The organism is Oligosphaera ethanolica (genome assembly GCF_030814695.1).
Lineage (GTDB): Bacteria > Verrucomicrobiota > Lentisphaeria > Oligosphaerales > Oligosphaeraceae > Oligosphaera > Oligosphaera ethanolica.
Window position 1 is genome coordinate 3386972 of record NZ_JAUSVL010000001.1, and the last position, 21680, is coordinate 3408651.

Below are 21680 nucleotides of genomic sequence, written 5' to 3' on the forward strand. Positions count from 1 at the left end.
GTATGAATATCACCAAACTAGCAATAACGCGTCCAGTAGCCGTGACGGTTCTGGTCGTCGCGCTTCTGGCGACGGGGGCATTCAGCCTCACCCGGCTGGATGTGAACTATCTGCCGAATATTTCCTACCCGATGGTGAAAATCCACGTATGGTGGCGCGGGGCGACGGCCGACGACATAGAAACCAATATCGCTGATCCGATGGAGGAAGTCATTGCGACGATTGACAACCTCGATTACATCGAGTCGTCGAGCATCGAAGGCATGTACACGCTGCTCATCAACTTTTTTTACGGCGTGGATGTGGAAGTGGCGTTTCAGGACGTGGTGGCGGCCATGGGGCGGGTCAGCAAGAAATTGCCGAAAGACATTGATCCGCCGTTGGTCATCAAGGCCGACCCGTCGCAGCTGCCGGTAATCGAAGTGATGCTCACGTCCGAGAAGCACGATTTGGTGTGGTTGCGGGAATGGGCCGACAACTGGCTCAAAGACCGCCTGGCGACGGTGCCGGGATCGGCCGGCGCCGAAATCGTCGGCGGCATGGAGCGGGAAATACGGGTGCATTTGGACGCCGATCGGCTGCAGGCCTATGCACTGTCGCCAGCGCAGGTGGCCAAGGCCCTCTACGAAGAAAATCTGGAGACTTTCGCTGGCCGAGTGACGATCGAGCCGCACGAAATTATTGCGCGGACCATGGGTGAATTTGAGGATTTGGACGAGATTCGCGACGTGGTGGTGGCGCGGGATGCCCAGGGGGAGGAGATTTACCTGCGGGATGTGGCGAATGTCGAGGATTCGCATAGTGAGATGCGCGTCTACACGCATTACAATGGCCAGCCCTGTATTGAATTGAAGGTTCTGAAGCAGTATGCGGCCAATGCGGTGACAGTGGCTGACGGCGTCAAAGCGCGGCTGGACGGCTTGGTTGCCAGTGGCGACATCCCTGACGGCGTATCTTTTGGTTATGTGGAGGACGAGAGCAGTTACGTGACTGGCGCGATTAGCAGCGTGGAGAGCTCGGCCTTGCTTGCGGCCCTATTGGTCATCATTGTTGTTTATCTATTCCTCGGCCGTTGGCAGCAAGTGCTGGTGATGATGGTGGCTTTACCGGTGACCCTGTTGGCCAACTTTGCCTTGATGAAGGCGGCGGGTTTTTCCATCAACGTCTTTTCGCTGGGTGGTCTGGTGGTGGCCCTCGGGGTGATTTTGGACAATTCGATTGTGGTCTTGGAGAATGTGTCACGTCTTCGTGCCGAGGGCACGAAGGACTACGCGGAGCGTGGCACGGCTGAGGTCGCATCGGCGGTACTCACGGCGACGCTGACCTTCCTGGCGATCTTTTTGCCGTTTGTGTTTGTGCCGGGCATGGCGTCGATTCTGTTCAAAGAACTCGTGTTGGTGGTTGCCGGTGTGGTGGCCATATCGCTGGTGGTATCACTCACGCTCACGCCTTTGTTGGCAGACCGGCTGCTTCGCCGGGACAACGGTAAGGGCATATCCGGGCCGGCGCGGGTTTTTGATCATGGTATAGAGGGTTTCATCGGCATTTATCGCCACGTCTTGGATATGTGCCTCCATGCACGGTGGCTGGTCGTAATCGTGGCTTTGCTGTTGTTTGTGTTTGGCCTGGTTATGGCCAAGCGCGCGGGTAGCGAATTTTTGCCCAAGTTGGACGACGGCCGGCTGATGGTGAAACTGATGATGCCCAGCGGCACATCCATTAGCGAAGTGGACCGCATCCTCGATCGTGTTGAACAGCGCCTTGCGGGCTCGCCCGAAATTGCCAGTACGTTCCGACTTTCCGGTGGGCGGGTTTTCGGCCTTTACACGCTCGAAGTGGGCAATGAAGGCAATATCGACATACAGCTGGTGCCGCGGAGCGAACGTAGTATCAGCACGACGGACTTCATCGCCAAAATACGGCCATGGATCACGGAGATTCAGCGGGACGAACCCGGTGCGAAGATGCCGGTGAAAGCCCGGCCTATTAAGGGTCTGCGCAAAGTCGGCGAGCAGGACGTCGAAGTCTATGTCAAAGGGACGGACGGCATGCAGCTCTACGAGTTTTCCGAGGCGCTGGCTGCACGCATGCGGCAGACAGCGGGTTTGTCGGGCGTGAACATCTCCATGGATATGACCAAGCCGGAGTTTCGGATACACATTGATCGTGCTCGCGCGTCGGCCATGGGCATTTCCGTGAATCGCGTAGCGATGGTGATGCGGACTTTGGTTCAGGGCATGGTTGGGACGCAGTACCGCGATGGCGCTGAGTATTATCCCATACGGGTGATGGTGCCGGAAGTCGATATGGCGAGTAAGCGCGACTTGGAGAATCTCATCATTGACACGCGTAATGGCGAGCCGGTCTATTTGCGGGACATTGCGACCGTGCAGCGGGCTGTCGGGCCAGTGGAGATTAACCGCGAGAATCAGGTTATGCGGGTGATTGTCCGTGCGGATGCGGCTGGCGTGAGCGTTGGTGAAGCGCTTGCCCGTGCCGAGCAGGCCGCGTATGAGCTCAATCCGCCAGCGGGCTTGGAGATATCCATGGGCAGTGAGGCTCGTTTCATGGCCGAGAGTCGGCGGGTGATGGGGCTGATTTTGGGTTTTGCGAGCCTATTTGCTTACGTGATTCTGGCTATTCAGTTTGAGTCATTTCTCATGCCCTTGCTGATTATGCTCAATGTGCCATTGACCCTCACGGGTGTGTTTGTGCTTCTGGCGGCCTTTGCTGCGCCTATTGGTGTGCCGGTGCAGATTGGTGTGCTGGTCATGATGGGCGGCATTACCTCGCAGGGGGTGGTGCTGCTGGATTTGGCTGAAGAGCACCGTCGGCGCGGCATGAGCGCCATGGATGCCATTAAGCAGGCCACGCCGATGCGTATTAGGGCTATTTTCATGACCCAGCTTACCACGGTTCTGGGGTTGCTGCCCCTGGCCATGAATCTCGGCGAGGGCGGCGATATGCTCGTCAATATGGCTCTTGCCGTAATTGGCGGCCTGCTGTATTCGTTGGGGCTGACCCTGCTATTCTTGCCAGCGGCATACGTGCTGGTCAAACGGCGGGATAGTCTGGAGCCGGCTGGGGCATAAACGCGTCGCCGCTACAGTAACGGCAAGAGCTAAAGAACGGGCCCCGGGCAGATTCTACCCGGGGCCCGTTCCTTGTTGTTTGAGGCTGATTGCTGCAAGGCCATATGGGACATGGAGCTTGCGATGTCGCATCCTCATAAGGAGCTGTTAGGAACCGTCTTTTTTTGGGGGGAGGCGCTAGCCAAGCCAGGCGGCGCTGAAAGCGCGTGCCGCGTTAGGTAAAGCGCCGCTGTTGTGGCTTACTGCATGAGTGCGTAGGAGAGCACGTTCACGCCGAGGGCCAGGGCGTCTTCCTGGACGATGCCGTAGTCGTAGGGCGCCGCAGCGAGCGCCCAGCCGCTGGAAAGATCGTAGGGCGAGTAGATGACGGCCAGGCGGCCATTGACGTTGGCGCCCATAAGCACGGGTTTCATCGTACCGCTGACGTCAAGGAGCTGGGCCAGCGCCGGCCGCGGGCGGACTCGCGAAAGCCGGTGGGGATATTGGAAGATGAGGTGGTTTTCGGGCAGTGGCGCCAGGTCGGTGCCGGGGAGAATCGCGGCGAGATTGCGACGAATCGCGTCGTTGAAACTCTGGCGGCCGCAGGCGGCTTCGATGAACAGCGTGCCGCCCCGTTGCAGGTAGCTGCGGAGGTTGGTGCATTCGGCCTCGCTGAGCTCAAAGGCTTGGGTGCCGGTCAGGTACACCAGTGGATGCTCGTAGATGCGAGAGGAGCTCAGCTCAATGGCGTTCTGTGCGAATTGCACCGGCGTCTTGGTCTGCTGGTGGAAGACATTGAGGAGCATGGGCAGGCTGTTGTCGCGCGCCTGCCAGAGGCCCTGGTATTGTGCCTGGGCGACGCTGAGTTTGCCGGAGCGGCCCTGGTCCGCGTCCTGGAAGAGCAGTGCCTGGCTGAGGGGCACGCCGGCGCTGCGTTCGGCGGTGACGTAGGCCATGAGATTGGCGCCGATCTGTTGCGCGGTATCGGGTTCGTAGCCGATGATGTGCATGGCATCGGAGGACAGGCCGTCCCAAGCGGTGCTCAAGTCGTAGCGGAAGAAGAACACGGCCGTACGCGTATTGATGTCGATGCCGATTTCCGAGGGAATGCCGTTTTTGGCGCCGGTTTTGTGGGCCAGGGGGCGGTAGCGAATGTCCTTGATGTCGTAGCAGGAGCGGTAGAGTGGGTGGTCGCCGGCCAGGCGATAGGGCGGCCGTTCGGGTATGAGCTTCTGCATTTCCTGCAGGGCCGAGCGGGCGAAGTCCGGATGTCCGCAGTAGGCATTGAGGATGAGCGTGCCGCCATTGAGAAGGTAGTTTCGCAGGCGCTGGCGCTGGGTGTCGCTGAAACTGAAGGCCTTGACGCCGCTGCGGTAAAGCACGGGGATTTGGCTGGCGTCCTCTGGGATATTATTCTCGTGGAGCTCCATGGTGCTGAAGTCCACCTTCATGTTTTTGGAGAGGAACTTCAGCAGCTTGTCGGCATCTTCGGGGCTAATCGCCCAGTCATTGCGGTCGTCGTTGGCCAGTTTGGCAATGAGCACGGGCGGCCGTGGCGGATTTTTCTTTTCGGTGCGGCGGAGGGGCACGACGGGCAATGGCAGTGGCGGCAGCCCTTCCGCGCTGGAATGCTGCGCGGGCGGCTGCTGCACGCCACGCGGCTTGTACGTCTGTTCGCGGACCAGGCGGCTGGCCTCGCTGTCCAGGCCCATGTCGTCAATCAAGTCAGCGTGGACGAAAGCGGTGTTGACGATCATTGCTCCCAACAAGACGGCAGTAAACAGTTGCTTTTTCATCTTGAGGTCCTTCGGGACTACGTGGAGGCCCTTGACTTGGATTGTTGCGCACAATGGAGCACCAAATAAGTAATTATGAATGTAGCACCTGCTGCGAAAAAAAATAGCGCGTAATCGGTCAGTAACTACCCCGGCAGGGAAAACACCGGGGACAATTTGCAGGAAACCCACGGCCCGCCGCCGCCCAGCCATTACACATAGGTGGCTACCCAGGCAGCGGATTTCATAGGAGCAATGCTCTTCACATAGCAGGCGGCAATCGCCGGCGATGAGTTGATTGGTAACCATGCACAAGATCATTCGCCGAGTTTTTGAGCACCAAAGGTGCGCCCTAAGATAGCCCAGGGCAAGCGCGCGCAGGGCGCGTCGCCCTGGGTAAGGTGCCCCATCCCAAAAGAGCCCTGAAGGGGCGGCCTAAAAGACCTGTGACGAAGGGTCACAGCGCAAAATTGCCGCAGCAATCAATGAGTTCCATTGCCTCTTTGGCTTCAGTCAGCTGCGCCGACTGAAGCCAAAGAGGCTGAGGAACACGGACCAATATGGCGCGCTACCCAGGGCGGCGCGCGCCTTCGGCGCCGCTTGCCCTGGGCTGTTATGTTTCGCGCTTTCAGCGCTTCTGCCGCTTCGCGGCGGAAATGCACGACGAGAAAAGGCTGCTTGGTTGAAACAAGAAGTGCCATGGATACCGTTAAATGAAGAGCATCGGTTTCATAGGAGTCATTGGTACTAGCCGTTCCCAGGGGACGCCTGGGAACGATGGGACTAATTGGCGGCGGCGCTGGGGCGAGGACTCACGACTCACGATTCATAGGGCATGGTCCCAGCGCCGACCAGGCCTACTATTTGCGTGCGACATGAATGTCTTTTATGGATAAGCGTGGTGAGCGTCAGGATTTTGCCTGATGGACGCCCGTGTAATACCATTCGCTGTCCTTGCGTTGTTCGACGATCTGGCCGGTACGCAGGAGCTTGCCGATGTATTTTGACGCTTCGTTGCGATGGAGGCCGAATACCGCGCAAAGTTGACCAAGTGTGCAGGGCCGGCGTTGCAAGGTGACGAGGACGTCCGCTTCCGTGGCCTGGACCTGCGAGGAGTGGTCGCTACTGAATTCGGCAATGGGGTCCGCCTTGGTCTCAAAGAGCTCGGCAAGGCGCAACAGCTGTTCTTTGGGCACTGGCCGGGCAAAGTCCTCACAGGGCGGGCGCACGGCCGTGTTGAGCTGAATCTTGTCTGGCGCAATGGACGCTGCCAGCTTGGCGATTTTGCGGACATCGTCGGGGGCGGTATTGATGCCCCAGGCGAGGAAGACCTCGAGCCATATCTGGTTATTGCAGATTTGGCGCAGGTCCTGCATGCCCTTGATCAGCTCGGAGAATTGCACGCCGTCCACGGGGCGGTTCATTACGTCGAGGGACTGCTGGTCCCACGCGCTCAGTGAGAGCTTGATGACATCGGCCTTTGCGGCCTGCAGACGGACGTCGTCGTGAATCAGCTGGGTGCCGTTGGTCAGCAGGGCGACGGGAATCTTGCACTCGCGGTGCACGACGTCGATGATCTGTCCAAAGGCGCTGTTGAGTGTCGGTTCGCCGCTGCCAGCCAGACTGATAAAATCGGCCGCGGTGTCATTTTTCAGCCAGTCGGCCAGTTCCGTCAGTACCTCTTGGGCGGGGACGTACTCGGTGGCGATGGCTGTTTTGTTCGTTGTGCGGCCGAGTTGGCAGAAGATGCAGTCGAAACTGCAGGTTTTGAATGGCGTCAGGTCGATGCCCAGCGAGCGTCCGAATCGTCGCGAGGGCACCGGCCCGAACAGGTGACGGTAGCTCGTTTTGCTCATAGGGCCCTCGTCATGGTTGTGCCCGTTCTGTTGGGGTTGCCGTGCGGAGTTTGTGACTCGGCGGCGCGATGGCCCGCATGGCTACGCAGCAGCGTGGGAATACGCGTCGCTGCTAGTCTGGAGTGCCTAAGACCCCGTTGTTACCAGTGAATTAGCAGAGTACATGCCAAGTTGCCTTGAAGAGCGTGGGAGGGGGCAAATGAAAAACGGCGTTGGTGAACGTGCAAAATGCATGGGTGATAGTGGTGCAATAGTGCAAAAAGCATGAGAATAATACGCCGCTGCCAACTGACAGTCTTGCTGTATGCGTGTTAACTCGGGGGCATATCGTCGTGTCCGCGCCATTCTTTATATCTGTGTGGCCGCCGCCGCTAGGTGTTGCCAGTTGGCTCTCTGACGCCTGGAATGGTCAGTGCGTGCTTGTTTGTGTAGGCGTGTGTAGAGGCGGATCGCTGTTGATTTATATCGTTTGTCTGGTGATCTGGCTTTTTGGGGATTATGGGTGTGTAGCCTGTGTGGCGTCAGCCGAGGTGTGATGGCGGTGTGCTATCGTCAGCCGTTGGCTATGGCATACTTCATGCTGATAGTGTCAAGTCGCACGGGTGTTGACAATCCTGCCTGGATTGACGTAGAAGTAGATACAGTAATCAGTGTGGCCCAGTTGTGGCAAGCTGTGTTGCGCTTCGACCATTGAGAAAAGAAAGAGGGTTTTCCATGAGTATCAAGAAGGAATCAAGTTGTGGCGCTGGCGAGCAGAGCGCGGACAAGCAGGCCGAGCAGCAGGCGTTGGACGCGCGCATGGGGCATATTCGGCAGAAGATTCTGGTGTTGTCAGGCAAAGGCGGCGTGGGCAAGAGCACGGTAGCGGTCAATTTGGCCATGGCTTTGGCGCAGTCGGGAAAGCAAGTCGGTCTGCTGGATGTGGATTTGCACGGCCCCAGTGTGGCCAAGATACTAGGATTGGACGGCCAGCAGTTGGGCATCGCTGCCGATGGCGGCATTGAGCCCTTGGCGTACACTGCCAATCTCAAGGTGCTGTCAATAGCCTTTATGCTTGCGAGCAAGAATGACGCCGTGGTTTGGCGTGGGCCCATGAAGTACAATGTGATCCGGCAGTTTTTGAAGGACGTCGTGTGGGGATATCTGGACTATCTGATCATTGATTCACCGCCGGGGACGGGCGACGAGCCTCTGTCGGTGGCGCAGATGGTGGGCAAAGGCGCGGCGGCGGTGGTGGTGACCACGCCTCAGGATGTGGCGGTGGCTGATGTGCGCCGAAGCGTTTCTTTCTGCAAGATGTTGGATTTGCCGGTGCTGGGCATACTTGAAAACATGAGCGGTATGCTCTGTCCGCATTGCGGCAAGGTGATTGATGTTTTCAAGACCGGCGGCGGTGAAGCATTAGCCAAAGAAATGGCCGTGCCATTTTTGGGCCGCGTGCCCCTTGATCCCGCTGTCGTCATTTCCGGTGATAGCGGCTCGCCCTTTGTTGATTCCATGCCTGACGGCGCGGCTGCCCACGCTTTTGCTGCCGCTGTTGCGTGCATACTCAGTGGCTCGGAACAGAAATGATGCTCGTGGATTCCAGTTATCACGCGGATGAGCGGGCTGCGGCCATGTCTCCGCGACATGGCCATCAGGTCCATCAGCATTGTTTTGCCTGTGGCGACGCGCCGGGTGGACTCGGACTGCGGTTCACGGCGACCAACGATGGCGCCGTCGAGGCCACTTTTTCTTGCGCCGCGCGTTATCAGGGCTACGACGATATGCTCCATGGCGGGGTTATTTCGACCCTGCTTGACGCGGCGATGACGCACTGCCTGCTCGCCGCTGGCGTGGTGGCGGTGACGACAGAGCTGGTGGTTAAATTCCGCCGGCCACTGCGACCGGGTATTGACGCACGAATATCGGCCGTCATCAAAAAGAACTACAATCGCCTCTACCTCACGGCAGCCCAAGTGACGCAGGAAAATCGGGTTGTCGCCAAAGCCGATGGCAAGTTCTTTGCCGGCAGTCATGACAACGAATAGGACGCCAGAGGAGATTTGCCCCGGGTATAGCCGGGCTGTTTTCAAGGCGTTGTGGCGTAGTCACCGGCCAAGGGCGGCGGGAGTCCGCCATGGATAATTTGATCGGCAATGATCGTATCAGCGTTTTTTTTTCGCCCTCACGCGGGGACATTCGGCCAAATGTACCTAGGTCAGTAACAAGCAAGAAGGAGATTGCGCATGGACGGCTACAGTTCGGTGATGAAAGCGATGGACTTGGAGTTTTTTGGTGGTGGCAGGCACAAAATCCAGCCGGGTGCGTTTCTCGGCCAAGCCAGTGCGCTGATGCTGGACGTCCGTTCAGCGGAGGAAGTTGCGACGCTTTCGTTTGGTTTGTCCTATCACCTGCCAGTTTTGCACATCCCGATCAATGAAATCCCTGATCGCTGGTCAGAGATCCCCAAGGATAAACTGGTTGGCGTATTCTGTTCATCAGGCACTCGTTCGGCGATGGTGTATTTGTACTTGCAGGCGCATGGCCTTGAGCAGGTGAGGATCATTGAAGGCGCGTATGCTGAAATGGCTGATGAGCTTAAGCCGGGCAAACTCCTCAAACATCTTACAACAGCGAGGCGCGACGCATGAACATCGTCATTCTCTGTCTGGTTGTCATGGCCATTGCCGTGCTGATGACCATGACGGGCCGTGGCGGCGGCAATTTTTATGTTCTGGTTTTGGTGGCGGCGGGCCAGGTCATGCATCAGGCCGCGGCGTCATCGCAGTTCATTTTGATGCTTACTGCGATCGCTGGCACGATCATTTTTCAGAAGAACAAGGCGGTTGACTGGAAGCTCGCGCTGGTGATAGACCCGCCGACGGACATCATGGCCTTTGTCGGTGGCTATTTTTCCAGCTATGCAAGCAATGTGTCCCTCAAACTGGTGTTGGCGGGTTTTCTGGTCTTGGCTGGTTTTCTCATGCTCGTCAAAGTCAAGGACCGGCCGCTGCAGACGGCAAAGAAGCTGGGCTATTGGCGGCGGGAGTTTCAAGGCCAGAGTTATGTGGTGAACCTGTGGTACACCATACCCATTACCGCGTTGGCGGGGCTGGCCGCTGGTGCGGTGGGGATATCCTGCGGGTCATTCAAGGTGCCACTGATGGTGCTTCTTTGTGGCGTGCCCATGCGCATTGCGGTGGGGACGTCCTCGGCGATGGTCGCCACCACGGCCATCATGGGCTTCGCCGGCCATGCGACCCAAGGCCATTTTGTCGCATCGTCTGCGCTGCCGATAGCTCTGTGCGCCGTTGTCGGCGGCCTCATCGGTGGCAAACTTGCCATAAAGACCAATTCCGCCAAATTGAAAAAGATATTTGCCTACACGACATTGGCCGCCGCTCTCTTCATGTTCTTCAATGCTCTTTGGGGAAAATAGGCTGCGGCGGTGGCGACTTGCAACCGGTGGGTTGGCGAGTCGCCCGGCGCTGTGTTCACAATTTCCACGGCCCGCACGTGGTTTTTTGCCGGTGGTCTGACTATGGTATGCCGTCGGGGGGGGGGATTGATGATCATCACGGCTTTTCTGAAAGTGCCTGTAGATGAAAGCGAGGTGCGGCATGAGGTGGACCGGTCTGGCAATGGCGATGGTGGGCTGCGTGCTGCTGGCACAGGCACAGGCACAGGCACAGGCGGAGGCGGAGGCACAGACACAGGCACAGGCGCAAGCGCAGGCGGCAGGGGGTGACCCGGCGCTCTTGGGGCATTGGCCATTTGAGGAGGGCTACGGCATTTTCAGCGCCGACAAGGGGCCGCATGGCCGCGACGCGATGCTGCATGGCGCGTCGTGGGCTGCCGGCGGCTTCGGCAAGGCTTTGCGCTGTGATGGCGAGAACTCCTTCGCGTCGCTGCCGCCCATGCCCGAGCTGGATGGCTCGGATGAGCTGAGTTTGTCGCTGTGGGTGTATTGGGAAGGCAGCGGGCGCTATCCGAATATCTTGAGCGCGGGGTGGAATCCCGGCGGCTTCATGATTTTCGTGGCCGACGACTATTGCAGTTTCCGCATGGGCCGGCCTGGCCATCGCGCAAATGTCCCCGGCGAGGACTGGCGAGAGATTGAGGCACCGATTGTGCGCGGTTTGCCCAAAGACCGCTGGGTGCATATTGGCGTGAGCTTCAGCCGGCCGGATATCCGGACATACCTCAATGGCAAGCCCGTCGGCAGCGCCCAATGGGACTATCCCGTGGCTACCGGCGGCGATATTCTGCTGGGCCGCTGGGCCGGCAATACGACCCATCGGGGGCTGATCGACGACCTTCGCATCTACAAACGTGCGCTAAGTGGCGACGAAATGGCCGAACTGGCGGACTGGACGTCACACGCGCAGAGCGGCTACGACATCGCCGAGGACCATCCCGCCGTGCCGGAAGTTGCCCGCTGGGAGACCAGCGACGCCACATTTGTGGTTGGCGAAGACGGCCAGCTGCATTCCTGCCGCCTCAAAGCCACGGCCGTCAGTGCTGAACGGGAACTGCTCAGCGCGCCGGCGCCCTTGGGCTGTTTGGGCATGGAGGGCGGACAGATGCTCTTTGGCCGCCGGGCCAGCGTGGACGACGCGGGCCGCCTGCTCATCAGCTTCAATCGCCAGGGCGGCCATGTGCGCCTGGCGCCGCGCGTTGAAGCCGATTATGTCGTTTTGACGGTGGACGAAGTGACCGTGCCCGATGTCCGCAGCGTGTATTTCTGCCGGCTGTCAACGGTGATGGACCGCTATGTCGGCGCCATGGCCGGCCTGATATCCGATGACGACGCGGGGTTGTGCCTGCGCAGTCTGTCCCTGGGCGTCGATACGCGTTTTGCGCAGAAGCCGCCACAGCTGCAGGCGTGGACGACGGCCGAGCATGGCCTCTGCGGCCACAGCGTGGCTTTGCTCGCGGCGCCACGCGCGCGCTTGCGGCCATTGTTGCAGGGCCTGGCCGAACGCGAGGCCGTGCCGCGTTCTGCGCATGGCGGCCCTTTTGCGGCGGCTTCGCCGGCCACGCGTGGGTCGTATCTTTTTGCCGACCTGGCGGCATCGCAGACGGACGACTGGATTGAGTTGGCGCGCCGCGGCGGTTTCATGTTCATCCATCTCCACGGCTGGTGGCGCACACTCGGCCATTACGATGTCAACCGCGGTTATTATCCGGGCGGTCTGGAGGAGATGAAAGCGGTGGTGGCGAATATCCATGCGGCGGGTTTGCGGGCGGGCATTCACACCCTCACGGCCTGCATCGACCCCCGTGATTCCTGGGTGACGCCGCGGCCGTCGCCGGATTTGATAGCCAGCGCGCGCTATACACTGGCGCGGCCCTTTGGCGCCGAAGACCGCACGCTTTATGTGAACGAAAAGCCCGTGCCGGGCCATGAGTTGGTCTGGACCTATTCCAGCAATGGCAATGCCATACGCATCGGCGAGGAGATCATCCGCTACTCGGCCATAGCCCACGAGCCGCCCTACGCGTTCATGGAGTGCGAGCGGGGCGCCTTCGGCACGGCGGTCGCTGCGCATGAGGCCGGCGCAGCCGCCGATTACCTCCAGCAGCGCTATATCGCTTTCTATCCCGAGCCCGACAGCGCCTTGGCCGACGAGCTTGCCGACGCCATCGCCAACGTCTACAACAGCTGCGGCCTGGACATGCTGTACTTTGATGGCTCAGAGGGCATGCGCAGCCGTTACGGCATTGATACCATGCGTTGGAAAATATTTCAGCGCCTGCAGCCTGGCGGCGTCACCGAAGCGAGCTGCCACGGCCATAACAACTGGTGGTTCCATTCGCGGCTCGGCGCCTGGGATCATCCCGTATGGGCCATGAAGCAGTTCCATGACGACCACATCCGCATCGCCTCGCGCTACCGCCAGACCGACCTCGTCGAGCCCCAGCTGGGCTGGTGGTCGCCGCGCGGGCCGTCGACCATGGCCAGGGGGCATTTTGTGGACGAAATGGAGTACTTCGCGGCCAAGAATCTCGCCATGGACGGCCCGATGTCCATTCAAGGCGTCAATGTGTCCCGGCGCCCACCCAACGGTCGGCAGGAAGACATGTTCACCATCCTGGGCTGGTACGAACGGCTGCGCCTGGCGCGCTATTTTGACGCCGCGACGCTGGCGCGCGTCGCCGAACCCGGGCGGGATTTCCGCCTGCGCCAGGACGGCGACGGCCAGTGGCGCTTCACGCCCGTAGCGACGGCGGTCCGTCGCCTCACGGGCCTGAAGCCGCAGGGCGTGGCCTGGACGGCGGCCAATCCTCACGCCGCGCAGCCGTTGCGCGCCCGCATTGAGGCGCTGTACAGCCTGGCGCCGGCGGACGACAAGCTGGGGGCAGTGTTGATTGATTTCAGCGATGACGGCGCCAACAAGCTGAGCTGCGCGACGGGCGTGAAGCTGGCGGTCGAGGCCGTGACTGAGGACACACGCGGCGGCGCGCGCAATCTGCGGCTGCGGGCGACCAATGAGCGCGAGACGTCCCGTGGTGCCTGGGCCATGCTTGGCCGCAGCTATGGCCATCCCTATCACAGCATGGGCGCTGGCCAGGGCGTGGGCTTGTGGGTGAAGGGCGATGGCTCCGGCGCGCTGCTCAATGTGCAGCTGCGCACACCGGCGGTTTATCACGGGGCCATATCGGATCACTATGTCGATCTGGATTTCACGGGCTGGCGCTACGTCGAATTGCTGCTGCGCGAGCGTGATTCCGCGCGGCTGACCGATTACGAATGGCCCTACCGCGCCAGCGGCGGCAGTCATGCGGTGTATCGCAATCCCATCCGCACCAGCGCGCTGTCCGAAATCAACGTCTTTATCAACGAGGTGCCGACAGGCGGCACGGTCGATGTGGTGATCAGCCCCATCCTCAGCCTGCCCCTGCGGAAGAATACCCTGAGTGAGCTGTCACTGGCGGTCAATGGCTGGCAGCTGGCATTGCCCTGGGTGCTGGCAGCCGGTGACTACGTGGAAATCGGGGGCCTGGACGGCGTGGCCTATTACAACGAACGGGGCGAGCTCCAGGATCGCTTCAAGCCCGACGTGCTGCCAGCACTCGCAGCCGGTGACAATGCCATCACGCTTGCCGCCAAGGGCCTGGACGGCCTGGACACGCGCGCCGAAGTGACGGTCTTCGCCTTGGACGAGCCTTTCGGGGCAGCAGCCGACGTGATCGACTGGGCCGCGCTGGATCGCGAATACGAGCTGCCGCGCATTGTCACCGCGAAAGACAGCGCCGCCGGGAACGGCGACAGTTGGGCAATCCGCAGCCGCGCGGGCGCGGCGCGGCCGCGCTTGGAGATCGAACTTGAGGCGCTGGCGGTCGGCGATGCACGCGACGCCCACGACGCGGCGGGCGCGCTGCTGGTCGACGTCTGTTCGGCGCTGGCCGAATACCGCCCGTCAGAGCGCAACGACTACGCCAAATTCGCGTTTGACGCGGAGAATCAAGGCACGGCCAAGCCGGGCGTGACTTTCACGACGACGGCTGCAGAGAGTCCCTATTCCGAGGATGGCGCGCTGTGCTTCACGGCGACGAGTACGCGGCAGGACAATGGCGGCTGGGCCGCGATCGGCCGGCGTTTTGTGCAGCCGCTGGATTTCAGCGGCGCCAGCGCACTGTCGTTTTGGCTCCATGGCGACGGCGGCAACTACGCTTTCAAAGTGCAGCTGCGGGATGTGAATGGCGCTTGGCATGATATGGTAACCCGCGTTGATTTCACCGGCTGGCGGCTGTGCAGTTTCCCGCTGGACGACGTCAAGCTCGATCTGTGCGCAATCGCGTACATTCTGTACTATTTTAACGCGCTTGGCGGCGGGCGGACTGCGTCGTGCCTGGTGGACGACGTAAAAGTCGTGTCGGCGGCGTATTACTTGGACACGCCGGTGCTGACACTTGCCGGCCAGGACTACGCGTTTCCGGCGCGACTCGCAGCCGGCCAGCGCCTGCGCTGCCGGGACGGCCGGCATTGGCAGCTGCTGAATGCCCACGGCCAGGAAATGGCGTCTGGCGACCTGCCGGCGGCGATGCCGCCGTTGCCGCCCGGCGAGTCGATGCTGCGTCTAGCGGTGAAAAATGCCGGTGGCAAGGACTTCAAGCTCCTGCTTCGGGCAGTGAAGTTATATTGAGCGCGCGCTGGCGCCGGCCCGTGCCGGCTGGCACGGGCGTTGATTTTGGCTGCTGAATGGTGCTGACTGATTGTAATGGAGAAGGACATACGCATGGCGATGCTGCATATTCTGGAAGGCCCCGATGCCGGTAGTCACTACGAATTCGACGACGGCCGCGTGCTGGTCGGGCGTGGCGAGGAATGCCAAGTGCGCCTGAACCAGGGCAGCATCTCGCGGCAACACGCGGCCTTCAGCCAAATCAATGGCGTGTGGCATGTCGAAGACCTCAATAGCCAAAATGGCGTTTTCGTCGACGATGAGCAAGTGTCACGCGCCGCCTTGCGCGGCGATTGCGCCGTGCGCTTCGGGACGATCAATACCCGCTTCGAACTTGGCGCGGCGCCGGTCGCCGCGCCAGCCGCTGCTGAGCGAGCCGCCGCTGAGCCCCCGCCGGCCGTCGCGCAGGCCGCCGCGCCAGCCGCTGAACGAGCCGCCGCTGCTCCGCAGTCGTCGTCATCGTCGCTGAAGGCGGCGGTGTCGGCGGAGATGAGTGCCGAGGGCATCAAGGAACTCGGTCAGGCCACGCAGCAGATCCTGACGGAATTCGGCCGGGTGATCATCGGCCAGAAGCAGGTCGCTGAGGAGCTGCTGATAGCGATTGCCGGCGGCGGGCACTGTCTGATGATCGGCCTGCCGGGCCTGGCCAAGACGCTCATGGTCAGCACGCTGGCGCAGGTGCTCAATTTGCAGTTCAAGCGCGTGCAGTTCACGCCGGACCTCATGCCGTCGGACATCATCGGCACCGACGTGCTCGATATCGAAGAGGGCAGCGGCCGCAAGAGCTTCCGCTTTATCAAAGGACCGATATTCACCAATATGTTGCTGGCGGACGAAATCAACCGCACGCCGCCGAAGACCCAGGCGGCCTTGCTGGAAGCCATGCAGGAAAAACAGGTCACGGCGTCCAATCAGCAGTTCAAGCTGCCGCCGCCGTTTTTCGTCCTCGCCACTCAGAATCCGCTGGAGCAGGAAGGCACCTATCCGCTGCCGGAAGCGCAGCTGGACCGCTTCATGTTCAATATCTTGGTCGATTACCCGGATGCGGATGAAGAAGAGGCGATTGTCATGGCGACGACCAGCAGCCGGAAAGTACAGCTTCAGCAGGTCCTTGACGCAGCGGACTTGGTGCGCCTGCAGGGCATTGTCCGGGACTTGCCGGTGAGCCCCCACGTGGTCAAATACGCCACGCGGCTGGTGCGCATGACCAGGCCGAAAGACGCCGAAGCGCCGGATTTCATCCGCGAACACGTCCACTGCGGCGCCGGCCCCCGTGCCGCGCAGTGCCTCATCCTCGGCGCCAAGGCCCGGGCGATCCTGCAAGGACGCGTCAATGTCAGCTGCAGCGACGTCAAGAGCCTGGCTCTGCCCGTGCTGCGGCACCGCATCTTCACCAACTTCACGGCGGACTCCGAGGGCATCACCCCCGACGACCTGGTGCAAAAACTCGTCGCTGCCGCCCCCGAGCCATCAGCCAAAGACTACCAGGCCTGAGCCCTCTCGCGCTCCCCCACCTATCCCTTTTCGGCTCAGCGCCTTGCGGCAATCGCTTCGCGTTTGTCGCAAGGCGCTGAGCGTCAGCAGCTGATGGCTCGGACCGGGCTTTTCAGCGCTGTTTTTGCAGAAGTCATGGCTATTTTATGGCTAAAGAAAGGCGGAAAGCACGCTTAAGGCAGGTAAATATAGTTATCGGATGACCTCATGCTACTTGGATGCCCAGGACGTCATCGCCGCCTAGTACTCGGTCAGCCATGGATATTGGATGCACGACATGCCCCCGCCGACGCGGTGAGACGCGGCGCGCCTCGCCAATGTGGCGCCCTCCGGGCGCAATTTTAAGTTGTCGCCTCACCCCTGGTTGCGGCGCCCTCTGGGCGCCTCACCAGGGGTTATGCATGGTCCGGCCCTCCGGGCCGAACTTGGCCGATCTGAGGACTTGCTTTGTCTGGTTCGGGCCGAAAACCACGTCTGGTTCGGGCCGAAAACCACGTCTGGTTCGGGCCGAAAACCACGTCTGGTTCGGGCCGAAAACCACGTCTGGTTCGGGCCGAAAACCACGTCTGGTTCGGGCCGAAAACCACGTCTGGTTCGGGCCGAAAACCACGTCTGGTTCGGGCCGAAAACCACCATCATTCAATATCCATGTTTTTGCGCTGTCGGCGCTCCCAAGAGTCCAAGAGGTCCTCAAGCGGTCTCCGGCGTCCAAGGCGTCATTCTCCACAGTCCCAGAAAGTCCCCACGGTCCAATCCATGGGACCATGCCTCATGTGTCTGTGAGTCCTCGCCCCAGTGCGCGCAGTCGCCAAGTCGTCATGGTCCCAGCCGTCCTCTGAGACCGGCCATTATCAATCACTGACCGATTACGCCGCCTAGGGCGAAGACTATAACGAATACCGGTTTCGCGCCGTCCTGCGCTTCATTGAGCATCCCGAGTATGTTCGTGGCGATCCCAAACGCCGCATGACGGAATGGCGTACCAAACTCGAACGCGGCCGTTAATACCGCCGCCAAGTCAACTAGGCTCGAGAGAATCAGGGGCCCGATTGATACGCAAATCCGAGTTACCCGCTGTCAGAGCCGCCGTCTATGGACAACCCTCGTCGCGCGACTGGCAGGTCTCCTCATTTATAAAGAGCCGCTGGTCCTAATCCAATTGTGGCGCTACAGTTGTCATGGTACCCTTTCTTCAAAGAGAGACATCATATGCCATGGAAACTTTCCAATCCTCTCTTCTTGCCAAGGCCTTTTGGGGGGAACTATGAGCAACGACGTCAAGGTAAACTTACCTGATTCCATTCGTCCTTATGTGGATGAAATTGCGGAGCGTTTATGGGCTGGACGGGCCGCTGTGATGGTTGGCGCGGGTTTCAGTAAGAACGCAGGCGAGGGATTCCCTGATTGGAACCAGCTGGGCGACCAGTTTTACCAGAAAGCGCATGGGAGCAAGCCCGATGCGGAAAAACATAGGTACCTGAATGTCTTGCGGCTGGCTGAAGAAGTGCAGGCGGCCATCGGCCGACCAGCACTGGAGTATCTGCTGCGTTCCAGCATTCCCGATCTGGACGTCGAACCGTCCCAGCTCCACGTCGATTTACTGAAGTTGCCGTGGGCGGATGTGTTCACCACCAACTACGACACCTTGCTGGAACGGGCCAGCGCTAACGTATTGACTCGCCGATATGAGCCGGTGGTCAATAAAGAAGATATTCCTTATGCCATCAAGCCCAGAATAGTGAAGCTCCACGGTAGTTTTCCTTCGGAACGCCCTTTTATCATCACTGAAGAGGATTACCGGCGTTACCCCCACGACTATGCTCCTTTTGTCAATACCGTTCAGCAGGCGCTGCTGGAGAACACCTTCTGTCTGATCGGCTTTTCCGGGGACGATGCGAATTTTCAGAAATGGATCGGCTGGATTCGCGACAATCTTGGCAAAGACAAAACGCAGAAAATCTATCTGGTCGGGGTATTCGCTTTGTCGTCCGCAGGGCTGGAACTGCTTGCACAGCGCGGGATTACTGTCGTCGACCTGTCGTGTTGCGATGGAGTCGAGAAAAACGACCACAAACAGGCGTTAAGCATATTTATCAAATACCTTTGGAATAAAAACCCGAATGCTCTTGATTGGCCTGACAACTCGTCATCCATATTTCCCCCAAAAGGCGGTGATAACATTGAGGAAGTCCAGAAAATCACGGCGGCATGGCGAAAGCAACGGCAGATCTATCCTGGTTGGCTTATTCTGCCGTATAGCAATCGCGAGAAAGTATGGGTGTATACTCAGTCTTGGGTCAGTTTCCTCCCGGATACGGAAAAATCGCTTACTGGGGTGGACCTCCAATATGCCTACGAGATGATCTGGCGCCTTGAACGATGCCTGCTGCCGGTCCTCAGTAATATCCGAGAGTTATGCGAAAAACTTCTCGAAAAATACTGGCCATTTCCCTGCAAAAATATGACAGCAAATTGCCAGGTTTACCAAGGAAAAGAGGAATATCGTGATTTGCCATGGGATGACCTCCGGCAGGCTTGGCTGGCCATTGCGGTGGCAGTGCTGCGCTTTTATCGTGAGAAAGGCCTGCTCGAAAAATGGAAGGAGATGGAAGGCCGACTTAAGGGACTTGAACAGTATCTTTCGGCTGAGCAACAGGAGTTTCTGCATTACGAAGGCTTTCTCTTCAGTCTTTTTACCCTGGATCTTCCAGGAGCAAAACAGCGCCTTGACAACTGGCGGCCTAACCCGGCACAGCCATACTGGATGACCAAACGGGCAGCCGCATATGCTGAAATTGGCCAACAAAAAGATATAGATGATCAAATGCGCTCGTGGTTGGTTGAGTCCCGCAAACAAAATAATTACCACGCGGCATCTCCAAGCTTTCTGTCGTTATCTGATGAAGCATTCCAGATGCTGCTTTTGCGTTATGTCGAGGATGCCAATGATTTGATCGAGGTAAAACCCGCGAGGCATGAAGAGGAGAAACTCATCAAGGATGAGCTATTTAACGAGTGGAAGCAAGGAAAACGAAAGGCCGAGTCTGAACCAGAACGCCAAGAAAAAAGCACGATCAAGCCGCGTGATAAGTTTCAGAGTCCAGAAGAAGATTGGATGAGTCTCGACGCAAATCGTTCTGGCAGTAGAAGCTCCGATTGGAACAGGTTCCTACAAATAGTCAGGAACAATCAGCGACAATTGGAACTCCAGCAGCAAAATGCCCGATGGGATGAGCTCAAAGCCTTCCGCTGCGACCCATGGAATGAACTTAAGCTCTTCGAGTTGGCTCTGAAAAATCCGCCGGTTCAGATGGAATCGGTCACAGTGAAACGGGGATTTGATATTGGGCGAGCCATTATAAGTCGCCACAGCGGACGTATTGATCAAGAGGCATTGAGTGCCTACGCCTTTCTCCGATTCTGCGAAGAGGTCGGCTTGCCATATCGTGTAGGCATTTATGCGCTGGCGACAAAAACTGCCCAGGCATGCTTGTCACGCATCTCACGCTATTCGCCATTCTGGGCGTTGGCGACCCTTGTTCGCATTGGGGATGAGAAAGGCATTGATGACCTCTTCAGCCGCGATTTGGTATGGAAATTTACAGAGAAAGAAGCCGATTCGCTTATTTGCAACTACCTGGACGCACTCAATAAATGCCGGGAAGACATCCACGAAGGCAATGCTTTCCGGAATGACAATTTTGCCGTGCGTCTTACTCAGTTACTGCCTGAAGTCATATCGCGGCTCTGCTGCAAATGTTCAAGTGCCATGAAACAGCGGATACTTGAGTTTGTTTCTGGAATCTACGCTTCTCCTGACAAAACGAATTATCGGAAGGTTGGGAACCTGACCAAACGGCTTTTTGGTTCCATGTCTGAAAGGGAACGATACAGGCTGGTGCCGGACTTGCTGAAAATTCCATATCCGGAAAACTTGAATCCAATCGTCAAAGATGAATTTCCTAACCCCCTCCCGTTGCTCGGACTAGATGATAGGCCTCAAGGCACTTCGGTCTTGGCGATTCAGCCGGAACTGGTGACTTCGCTGTTCCAGGAAGCTGCATCGGAGCAATCAGACCGTCGCCGGTGGGCCGTATCCTCTCTGGTTACCCTGTACAAATTGCAGTTGCTCGGGGGTACCCAAAGAAGACGCCTTGCAAGAGCCATTTGGCGAGTGACTGACCATTATGGCCTGCCCGATGGCACTGATTTCTATAAATTCGCGTTTTTACCCCTTCCCCACCCCGATGGCGTTGATCCCGTCCCGCTTTTCAAGACCTACGTCAAGTCGACGCAGTTTCCGATACAGAAAAATAAGCAAGACAAGAGCGTAAGTATTACGTGGGGCAATATCCCCATCGTGCAAGAGATTATTGGCGCAAGTCAAAAAAACAACACGTTCTGGACGGCAGCTGAGGCCGCTGAAATTCTGCAGCGCCTGCTAGAATGGTGGGACGCGGACAAAGATCGCCTCAAAGAAAAACGCGATCCTTCGGGTTTCTCTTCTGTGCCTAATGAATTTCGTTCGCGGTTTCTCCGCTTGATTGAAGTGCTTGCTGAAGCCGTCGGGCCCGCGCTTAGCGCAGACTCGCCAGGCAGAATCCGCGAGTCCCTTCAGCGTCTTCTCAGGGAAATTCGTGAGTATGGCTTGCCGGGACTTACGGCTGAGGTAGCGTGCCTACATTTGTGCCCCAACCAGAGAAACGAGCTCTATGCGCGAATCAAGGACGCGTTGACCGTAAGTCAGGACGAGATTCAAAGGGACGGGCTCAATGCCATCGCCAAACTGATTTTTCCGAACCAGGCGGCTGATGCTTGTATCCTAGGCCATGCGACGTGTGCTGGGGATTCAGACCCGATATCTCTGCTCAGCCAGTTTCTCTCCTGGTCGCCCACGCCTTCGTTGTATACGGCGCTGTGGATCGTCAAGCGTATCCTGAAAGAATCGCCCAGTCATTTTGTCGACAGTCTGGAGATGGCCACCTTGAGCCGACTAAACAGACTGCTTACCGATACGGCATACGCAAACGATATCCCGGATTGTCCTTTTGAAGAGAAACTCACAGTTCGCTCTATGTCATCATTCCTGGCGGCAGAGCTTTGGTCATATTACAATACGCGGAACATCCCCCTTCCGGATGCCATTACAAAATGGCGTGACGCTTGTCTATCTCCCGATGAGTTTGCCGAAATTAGAAACCCATGGGTGGATCGCGACCGATCATGACACAGAAAACCATCCCTGTTCCTCGAATCAACGATGATCGGACTGACTTCGCCTCGCTCTTTACGCTTTGGAGCCAGGCAAACGGC

The 21680-nt window shown here is 58.6% G+C and carries 10 protein-coding genes and 1 pseudogene; 9 read left to right on the top strand and 2 right to left on the bottom strand.

Annotation, left to right across the window (positions count from 1 at the left end; genetic code table 11):
- Positions 1-2: 2 nt before the first annotated feature.
- Positions 3-3092: an efflux RND transporter permease subunit gene (locus tag J3R75_RS11695; RefSeq protein WP_307261739.1), complete on the top strand. Its 3090-nt coding sequence runs from the start codon at positions 3-5 to the stop codon at positions 3090-3092.
- 239 nt (positions 3093-3331) lie between these two features.
- Here the strand turns inward: J3R75_RS11695 and J3R75_RS11700 are convergent, their stop codons facing one another.
- On the bottom strand, positions 3332-4867 hold the full coding sequence (locus tag J3R75_RS11700) for a DUF4159 domain-containing protein (protein ID WP_307261742.1): 1536 nt from the start codon (positions 4865-4867) through the stop codon (positions 3332-3334).
- Positions 4868-5754: 887 nt separating this feature from the next.
- Complete coding sequence (locus J3R75_RS11705; protein ID WP_307261743.1) at positions 5755-6702, bottom strand: radical SAM protein; 948 nt, start codon at positions 6700-6702, stop codon at positions 5755-5757.
- Positions 6703-7416: 714 nt separating this feature from the next.
- On the opposite strand from J3R75_RS11705, the gene J3R75_RS11710 reads away from it, so the two are divergent.
- From J3R75_RS11710 to dsr2, 8 genes and pseudogenes are all read left to right on the top strand, one after another.
- Positions 7417-8274, top strand: a complete 858-nt coding sequence (locus J3R75_RS11710; protein ID WP_307261745.1) for an Mrp/NBP35 family ATP-binding protein — start codon at positions 7417-7419, stop codon at positions 8272-8274.
- Positions 8275-8318: 44 nt separating this feature from the next.
- Positions 8319-8732, top strand: coding sequence for a PaaI family thioesterase (locus J3R75_RS11715; protein ID WP_307261746.1), 414 nt, complete (start codon positions 8319-8321; stop codon positions 8730-8732).
- A gap of 198 nt (positions 8733-8930) precedes the next feature.
- A complete protein-coding gene (locus J3R75_RS11720; protein ID WP_307261747.1) occupies positions 8931-9335 on the top strand; it encodes a rhodanese-like domain-containing protein in 405 nt (134 codons plus the stop codon).
- Positions 9332-10123, top strand: coding sequence for a sulfite exporter TauE/SafE family protein (locus J3R75_RS11725; protein WP_307261749.1), 792 nt, complete (start codon positions 9332-9334; stop codon positions 10121-10123). Before J3R75_RS11720 ends, J3R75_RS11725 begins: the two co-directional genes overlap by 4 nt.
- A 181-nt stretch (positions 10124-10304) precedes the next feature.
- The gene (locus J3R75_RS11730; RefSeq protein ID WP_307261751.1) at positions 10305-14834 is read left to right on the top strand and encodes a LamG-like jellyroll fold domain-containing protein; all 4530 of its coding nucleotides are present in this window, start codon (positions 10305-10307) and stop codon (positions 14832-14834) included.
- Between the two features lie 99 nt (positions 14835-14933).
- Positions 14934-15191 (top strand): annotated as a pseudogene (locus J3R75_RS19875) (FHA domain-containing protein); the annotation flags it as partial.
- Between the two features lie 171 nt (positions 15192-15362).
- Complete coding sequence (locus J3R75_RS11735; RefSeq protein ID WP_370882397.1) at positions 15363-16367, top strand: AAA family ATPase; 1005 nt, start codon at positions 15363-15365, stop codon at positions 16365-16367.
- Between the two features lie 1264 nt (positions 16368-17631).
- Positions 17632-21594, top strand: coding sequence for an anti-phage defense-associated sirtuin Dsr2 (dsr2, locus tag J3R75_RS11740; protein ID WP_307261754.1), 3963 nt, complete (start codon positions 17632-17634; stop codon positions 21592-21594).
- Positions 21595-21680 lie beyond the last annotated feature (86 nt).

What these genes read in the sequence shown, in the direction of transcription:
- J3R75_RS11715 (WP_307261746.1), top strand. Translation starts at nt 8,319, where the DNA reads ATGTCTCCGCGACATGGCCATCAGGTCCATCAGCATTGTTTTGCCTGT.
- J3R75_RS11700 (WP_307261742.1), bottom strand. Translation starts at nt 4,867, where the DNA reads ATGAAAAAGCAACTGTTTACTGCCGTCTTGTTGGGAGCAATGATCGTC.
- J3R75_RS11730 (WP_307261751.1), top strand. Translation starts at nt 10,305, where the DNA reads ATGAGGTGGACCGGTCTGGCAATGGCGATGGTGGGCTGCGTGCTGCTG.
- J3R75_RS11695 (WP_307261739.1), top strand. Translation starts at nt 3, where the DNA reads ATGAATATCACCAAACTAGCAATAACGCGTCCAGTAGCCGTGACGGTT.
- J3R75_RS11705 (WP_307261743.1), bottom strand. Translation starts at nt 6,702, where the DNA reads ATGAGCAAAACGAGCTACCGTCACCTGTTCGGGCCGGTGCCCTCGCGA.
- J3R75_RS11710 (WP_307261745.1), top strand. Translation starts at nt 7,417, where the DNA reads ATGAGTATCAAGAAGGAATCAAGTTGTGGCGCTGGCGAGCAGAGCGCG.
- J3R75_RS11735 (WP_370882397.1), top strand. Translation starts at nt 15,363, where the DNA reads ATGAGTGCCGAGGGCATCAAGGAACTCGGTCAGGCCACGCAGCAGATC.
- J3R75_RS11720 (WP_307261747.1), top strand. Translation starts at nt 8,931, where the DNA reads ATGGACGGCTACAGTTCGGTGATGAAAGCGATGGACTTGGAGTTTTTT.
- J3R75_RS11725 (WP_307261749.1), top strand. Translation starts at nt 9,332, where the DNA reads ATGAACATCGTCATTCTCTGTCTGGTTGTCATGGCCATTGCCGTGCTG.
- dsr2 (WP_307261754.1), top strand. Translation starts at nt 17,632, where the DNA reads ATGAGCAACGACGTCAAGGTAAACTTACCTGATTCCATTCGTCCTTAT.